This window comes from Amycolatopsis sp. NPDC004378 (assembly GCF_053602455.1).
Window position 1 is genome coordinate 489,237 of record NZ_JBSGDR010000005.1, and the last position, 7,244, is coordinate 496,480.

A 7,244-nucleotide genomic window follows, 5' to 3' on the forward strand; every position below is an offset into this window, starting at 1 on the left:
GAGATACTGGGTCAGCGCAGGCTGACGCGGAGTTCGCAATTGCACGTGGCCGAGACGACGTGGACTTCCCGGCCGCGGGTCGTGTCCACGACCTGGTACGCGACCGGGTGTCCGTCGAGAGAAACAGACGTGATCTGTTTTCCTGGCGGTACCACGGCACCCACGGTGATATCGGGCATGACGCCGTCGACATGGACGGACGTCGACAGAGAATCGCCATTCCGCAGTGCCGATACCTCGATCGTGCCCGATCCGATGTGGACGCCACTGCCGGAGATCCGCCTCTGGCCCTCGGGGATCTGCGGCACCACGGTGAGCCGGCCGTGCCCGAGATCGGGATCGATGCCCAGTTGCTGCCGCACGACGGGCCACAGTACCCCGTAGGTGCCCCAAGCCTGCAGCACCATCGAGCGGTCGGTGAACGGCCGGTCGATGTTGGCCGTGAAGTCCGGCGACGGCGCGACTTCCGGCATAGCGCCGGGCTTTTCCCAGATCTCGGGCGCGAGCTGGATGCGCGCGTTCGCGCTCGTGTACCGCTGTTGCTGCGCGCGGCCGAGTCGCCCGTAGTTCCCTTCGGCGACGGCCATGATAGCGGTATTCAACGAGAACACCGAGCGTTCGCTGGAAACCGCCGAAATCGTCGTGTCACAGCTGGGGCCGGGGTTCCCGGCGTCCGCCGACGTCGGCCCGGTTCCGGTGTGGTAGAGACCGTTTTCACCGCTGTAGCAGGCTTTCTCCCGTTGGTCGAGGCCGGTGCCGGCGCGGGCCGGGTCTGCCAGCGGGCGGCCGTCATTGCCGGGCAGCACGGCCTCCATCGGTGTCACACCGGTCCAGTGTCGCTGGAAGATGCGGGTGTTGTCGTTCGCCGGGTCTGCGGGCTTGTCCACGGAGTCGGCGTACGCGGCTGCGCCGGAGCCGGCCCACCACTGCTGTTCGAACCGGCGCTGCAGGTCCTGCGCCTTGGTGGTGGCCCAGGTCGCGGTCGCTGAGTCGTGGCGGCTCGCCGCGAGATCGGCCAGGTCCAGCAGCCCACGGATGTAGTAGACCGTGTTGTCGAGCTTCTCGACGCCCATGCCGTCGCGTTCGACGTTGCCCAGCCCTTCGGGCCACCCGTCGTGGTCCGCGTCGAGAGTCGAGCCGACGTACTTCAGCGCACGCACGGCCGTGCCGTAGAACTCGTCGAGCACGGAGGCATCACCGGTCCAGCGCCACAGCAACGCGACCGCACTGGGGAACTTGACGCTCTCGTCGGTGTTTCCGGCGTCGGCGTTCGCGCCGAAGTAGACGTCGCCGGTCGATACGACTTCGTGCACGATCTTGCCGCTGTGCTGGTTCGCTATGTCGCTGACGTCGCGGAGCGCGCGCAGATGGGATCGCAACAGCTCGAAGTCGCCGGCGGCGACGGCGGCGTAAGCGCTGTACTCGCCGTCGGTGGCGAACAGCCACGGGTAGTCGGGGAAGCCGGCGCCGATCCACCGAGCCGACGCCACGGTGCCCGAAGGGTTCGGGTATTCGGATCCCGCGCGGACCGGGCGCACGGCCAGGTCGTCGGCCTGCTGGACCGAGTCGGCGAGGTTCTGCTTGCTCCACTCGACGCTGCGCTGCAGCAGGCGATCGCCGGGGAGGTCCACCTGGGTGCGTGTCGCGGTGGCCTGGCGAGCGGCGAGTTTCCCCCGGAAGAGCGCGATGGGATCGGCCAGCACACGTGTGTACGCGGCACGCGCCGGTGAAAGGCCGTGATCGGACCCGGCGACGGCGAACCACAACGTCTGCGGCTTGCCCGGGCCGACCTCGATCCGGTACACAAGGCCGCCGCCGGCTCCCTTGCCGTCCGCGGAGTCGTCACACCGGGCCGGCGCCTGTCCGCTCGCCGGGCACAGCACGGGCGGTTCCTGCGGACCACGATGGCTGCCGGTCACTTGTTCGCTCGCCGCCGGGGTGGCCGACCCGACGACGGCGACGTAGTCGTGGGACTTGGCGCCTGCCACCGGCGCGGTGCCGTGATCGCGGAAGACCAACGAGCCGTGCTCGGCGGAGACGGTGTCCGGGAGGTCGTTGGTGGCGGACGACGGGACGGTCGAGGTCCACGGGTAGGCGGGCAGTAGTTCGGAGTGGGCGTCGAGCTGGACGGACACCGTTCGTCGGATGGATGCGGAGAGGGTGAGACCGACCACGGTGGCTGTGTCCCCGTCGGGCTCGAACTGAACCCGCTCTGCGGCGACGCCACGAGCTTGTTGGTACCGGAAGCGCTCGTATCCGTAACCACTCGCGTAGCTCGTCGCCGGCACGTCACGCCCGAGCCACTGGCCGTCGACGCCGAGCCAGAGTCCGTCGAGGAGCTTGACCGGCGGCGCCCAGAAGCCGCCCATCTCGCCGCGGATGTGGAACCCGGACGCGGGGTACTGCCCCGACTCGTCGCCCAGTGCGAACATCCGGTCGCCGGAGACGAACGAGCGTCGGTCGGCGAGCCTGGTGGAAGTGACGAGTTCGTCGCTGCCGCGCAGCCGAGGCTCCGGGAACGAGCCGGTGGACGCCTCGGCCGAGGGCGGCACGAGGATCACCCCGGCTACCACGCCGATCACCAGGGCGAGCCGGGCCGAGCGATGCGTGTGCGGCTTCATCGCCACTACCTCCGAGGGTCGGACAACGTTGTCGACTTGTCGATCAGGCGGGTGGAGCGGTGCTCCCGCGGAGCACCAGGTGGGTGTCGACCTGCGAAGTGCGGCTCGAAGGATCGCCGCCCAGCCGGGCCACAACCCTCTCTCCGGTCAACCGGCCGATTTCGGCCACCGGCTGCACGACCGTGCTCAGCTCCAGCAGGTCGGACATCTCGTGGTCGTCGAAGCCGATGACCGAAATGTCGTGCGGCGCGCGCAGGCCGGCCCGGCGCAGCGCCCGAAGGGCACCGAAAGCCATTTCGTCCGAAGCGGCGAAGACGGCCGTCGGGCGCTTCGTACCGCCGAGGAGCCGACTCATCGCGCGCTCGCCGCCGGCGATCGTGAAGTGGCCACCGGCCTCGAACGCCGGATCGGCAGGGCAGCCGAGCTCTTCGCGCACTTGGCGGAATGCCGCGAGTCGGCGCACCGGCGCCGTGAAGCCGAGCGGGACGGGACTACCCTCCCCGATGAACGCGATCTCGCGGTGGCCCAGCCCGGCCAGGTGCCGCATAGCCAGCAGCGCGGCGGCGTGGTCGTCGATGCCGATGCAGTCCATCCCCGGTTCCTCGATGCCCACGGCGACGACGGGGACGTCGAGACCGAGCAGCAAGTCGGTCTCGACGTCCGACAGCGGCAACGACAGCACCACGACCGCGTCGACCCGGCGCTTGAGAGGCAGGGCGGAGAAGAACCGCGTGCGCCCCTCGTTGTCGCCGATGTTGTAGAGCAGGACGCTGACACCGGCGTCCCGCAGGACGCGTTCGACCTCGGAGATGATCTGCGCGAAGTACCACCGGCCGAGGTAGGGCACGACCATGCCGACCGTGCCGGTCCGGCCGCTCGCCAAGCTGGACGCACTGTGCGAAATGACGTAACCGAGTTCGGCCGCCGCACTCGCGACGCGAGCCCTGGTCGAGGCCGACACTCGCGGCAGTCCACGCAAGGCACGCGACGCCGTCGCCGTGGAGACGCCCGCGTGCCGGGCCACGTCGTCGAGCTTTCCCGTCATCATCCTGCCTGTCGCTCGTGCTTGTGCAAGCGCTTGCATCATATTGCCACACAGGGCTTGACTCTTCCAGCAAATTGGTAATCATAGGTGCGCAAGCGATTGCACAACGCAGGTCAGGCGTTGTGCACCCGGGCAAGGAGGCCTGATGTCGCATCACCCCAGCCACCGCCTGCGTGCCCTCGCGGGCGCGGCCCTCGTCGCCGGCGGTTTGATCGCCGGTTGTTCCGGCTCGAGCGGCTTGAAGATCAACCTGTACATCTCCCCGGAAGATCACTTGCAGACCGTGGTCGATCGGTGCAACGCGGCCGCGGGCGGCCGGTACGAGATCGTCTACAACAAGCTGCCGCGGACGGCCGACGGCCAGCGGGAACAGATGGTGCGCCGCCTCGCCGCCGGAGACGAGACCCTGGACATCCTCGGTCTCGACGTCACGTGGGTGCCTGAGTTCGCCGAAGCCGGCTGGGCCGAAGAGTGGACCGGCCAGAACAAGGACGCAGCGACCCAAGATGTCCTGCCGGGCCCGCTGTCGACGGCCCAGTGGAACGGCAAACTCTACGGCGCGACGAAGAACACCAACGTCCAGCTGCTCTGGTACGACGACCGGCTCACCCCCACGCCGCCGAAGACGTTCGACGAACTGATGTCCACGGCGGAGCAGCTGAAGGCGGCGGGCAAGCCCTACCAGGTGGTGTTCACCGGCGCGCAGTACGAGGGTCTCGTCGTCTTCTACAACACGCTGGTCGCCTCCGCGGGTGGGCACATCCTGTCCGACGACGGCAAGTCCGTCGTGATGGACGACGGTGCGGTCAAGGCGTTGCAGCTGCTCAAGACCCTCACGACGGCCGGGATCACGGACCCGTCCCTGACCAACCAGAAAGAGGACGACATCCGGCAGGCCTTCCAGCGGGGGCAAGCCGCTCTGCAGCTGAACTGGCCGTTCGTTTACGCCTCCTACGCCAAGGAGAAGCCGCAGGACCTGTCCCACATCAAGTGGACCCGCTATCCGTCGGTCGTGCCCGGATCGCCGAGCAGGGTGACCATCGGCGGGTTCAACCTCGCTGTGAGCACGTATTCACAGCACAAGCCCGAGGCGTTCGAGGCGGCGTTGTGCCTGCGCAGCGCCCAGAGCCAGAAGTACCAGTCCCTGGTCGACGGCATCCCGCCCAGCATTTCCACGGTCTACGACGACACCACTCCCCTCGATCCCGCGAAGCCCGCGGACCCGAAGGAGAATCCGCGGCTGGCCGACCTGTTCCCGATGAAGGAGGACATCCAGGCGGCGCTGACCCAGGCTGCGGTGCGTCCGCTGACCCCGGCGTACCAGAACCTCTCGGTCGTGATCTCGAAGGTGCTCTCGCCGCCGTCGGCGATCGACCCGCAGGCCACCGCCGCCGAGCTGCGGGAGCGGCTGACCGACGCCCTCAACTCGAAGGGCATCATCCCGTGACCGTCGTCGACGCCAGCCCGCAACACACACACGCGAAGCCCAAACCCGCCCTCTCCGAAGGGAAGAAGGCCGAACGCAAGCTCGGGCTCTGGCTGTGCGCGCCCGCGTTCGTCGTGATGATCGCGGTCACCGGCTACCCGATCGTCTACTCGATCTGGCTGTCGCTGCAGCGTTACGATCTGCGGTTCCCGGCGCAGCAGGAGTTCGTCGGCTTCGACAACTACGGGGCCGTGCTGTCCAATTCGTACTGGTGGACGGCGTTCGGCACCACGATGTTCCTGACCGTGGTGTCGGTGGCGATCGAGTTCGTCCTCGGCATGGCGCTGGCGCTGGTCATGCACCGCACGCTCGTCGGGCGGGGCCTGGTCCGGACGGTCGCGCTGATCCCGTACGGCATCGTCACGGTCGTCGCGGCGTTCTCGTGGTACTACGCGTGGACGCCGAAGACCGGTTACCTGGCGAACTGGCTGGCCGCGGACGCCGCTCCGCTGACCGAGCAGTGGCCGTCGATGTTCATCATCATCGGCGCCGAGGTGTGGAAGACCACGCCGTTCATGGCGCTGCTGCTGATGGCCGGCCTCGCGCTGGTGCCGGACGACCTGCTCAAGGCCGCGGCGATGGACGGCGCGAGCGCGTGGCAGCGGTTCACGAAGGTGATGCTCCCGGTGATGAAGCCGGCGATCCTGGTGGCGCTGCTGTTCCGCACGCTCGACGCGTTCCGGATCTTCGACAACATCTACGTGCTCACCGGAGGCGCGCAGGACACCGGCTCGGTGTCCATGCAGACCTACGACAACCTGGTCAAGGGGCTCAACCTCGGGATCGGGTCGACGATGGCGGTGCTGATCTTCATCACGGTGGCGATCATCGCCTTCATCTTCATCAAGGTGTTCGGCACGGCCGCACCGGGTTCGGACGACGGGGGTAAGCGCTGATGGTGATGGGAACCGTCACGACGGGCCGCAAGCTGCGCTGGGGCCTGGTCGACATCCTCGTGCTGGTGTTCGCGCTGGTGCCGGTGCTCTGGGTCGTTTCGCTGTCGTTCAAGACCAAGGACACGCTGACCGACGGGTACTTCATCCCGCAGTCGTGGACCTGGCAGAACTACGCGGACATCTTCCAGACGTCGGAGTTCCTGCTGGCGCTGGTCAACTCCATCGGTATCGCGATCATCTCGACGGTGATCGCGGTGGTGCTGGGCACGATGGCCGCGTACGCGATCGCGCGGCTGGAGTTCCCCGGCAAGCAGCTGCTGGTCGGGCTTTCGCTGCTGATCGCGATGTTCCCGCAGGTGTCGCTGGTGACCCCGCTGTTCAACATCGAGCGGAACCTGGCGCTGTTCGACACCTGGCCGGGCCTGATCCTGCCCTACATCACGTTCGCCCTGCCGCTGTCGATCTACACGCTCTCGGCGTTCTTCCGGGAGATCCCGTGGGAGCTGGAAAAAGCGGCGAAGATGGACGGCGCCACGCCGGCCCAGGCGTTCCGGAAGGTGATCGCGCCGCTGGCCGCGCCGGGCGTGTTCACCACCGCGATCCTGGTGTTCATCTTCTGCTGGAACGACTTCCTGTTCGCCATCTCGCTGACGTCGACCACGGCGTCGCGTACGGTGCCGGCCGCGCTGTCGTTCTTCACCGGGTCCTCGCAGTTCGAGGACCCGACCGGGCAGGTGAGCGCGGCCGCCGTCGTGATCACCATCCCGATCATCCTGTTCGTGTTGTTCTTCCAGCGTCGCATCGTGGCGGGGCTGACCTCCGGTGCGGTGAAGGGGTAGCGCTATGGCAGAGATCGTGCTCGACAAGGTGTCGAAGAAGTACCCCGACGGCGCGCTCGCGGTGTCCGAAGTGGACATCACCATCGCCGACGGCGAGTTCATCATCCTGGTCGGCCCGTCCGGCTGCGGGAAGTCGACGACGCTGAACATGGTGGCGGGCCTGGAGGACATCTCCTCCGGCGAGCTGCGCATCGACGGCAAGCGCGTCAACGAGAAGGCCCCGAAGGACCGCGACATCGCGATGGTGTTCCAGTCCTACGCGCTCTACCCGCACATGAGCGTCCGGGAGAACATGGCGTTCCCGCTGCGGCTGGCGAAGGTCGACGACAAGACGGTCCGGGCGAAGGTGGAGGAGGC

The 7,244-nt window shown here is 67.7% G+C and carries 6 protein-coding genes; 4 read left to right on the plus strand and 2 right to left on the minus strand.

Annotated features, from left to right (window positions below; translation table 11 throughout):
- Nucleotides 1-11: 11 nt before the first annotated feature.
- Both ACWEN0_RS19915 and ACWEN0_RS19920 read right to left on the minus strand, forming a co-directional pair.
- Nucleotides 12-2,621, minus strand: a complete 2,610-nt coding sequence (locus tag ACWEN0_RS19915; protein ID WP_451975153.1) for a hypothetical protein — start codon at nt 2,619-2,621, stop codon at nt 12-14.
- Between the two features lie 43 nt (nt 2,622-2,664).
- The gene (locus ACWEN0_RS19920) at nt 2,665-3,666 is read right to left on the minus strand and encodes a LacI family DNA-binding transcriptional regulator (protein ID WP_451975155.1); all 1,002 of its coding nucleotides are present in this window, start codon (nt 3,664-3,666) and stop codon (nt 2,665-2,667) included.
- A gap of 145 nt (nt 3,667-3,811) precedes the next feature.
- Between ACWEN0_RS19920 and ACWEN0_RS19925 the strand changes: the two genes are divergently transcribed.
- The 4 genes from ACWEN0_RS19925 to ACWEN0_RS19940 all read left to right on the plus strand — a co-directional run.
- Entirely contained in the window at nt 3,812-5,113 is a 1,302-nt protein-coding gene (locus ACWEN0_RS19925) for an ABC transporter substrate-binding protein (protein WP_451975157.1), read from the plus strand.
- Nucleotides 5,110-6,048, plus strand: a complete 939-nt coding sequence (locus ACWEN0_RS19930) for a carbohydrate ABC transporter permease (protein ID WP_451975159.1) — start codon at nt 5,110-5,112, stop codon at nt 6,046-6,048. The genes ACWEN0_RS19925 and ACWEN0_RS19930 overlap by 4 nt, the downstream gene beginning before the upstream one ends.
- Nucleotides 6,048-6,887 (plus strand): carbohydrate ABC transporter permease, encoded by an 840-nt coding sequence (locus ACWEN0_RS19935; RefSeq protein WP_451975161.1) that lies wholly within the window; start codon nt 6,048-6,050, stop codon nt 6,885-6,887. Before ACWEN0_RS19930 ends, ACWEN0_RS19935 begins: the two co-directional genes overlap by 1 nt.
- 4 nt (nt 6,888-6,891) lie before the next feature.
- Nucleotides 6,892-7,244, plus strand: a 353-nt coding sequence (locus ACWEN0_RS19940; protein WP_451975163.1) for an ABC transporter ATP-binding protein, incomplete at its 3' end; no start/stop codon positions are given.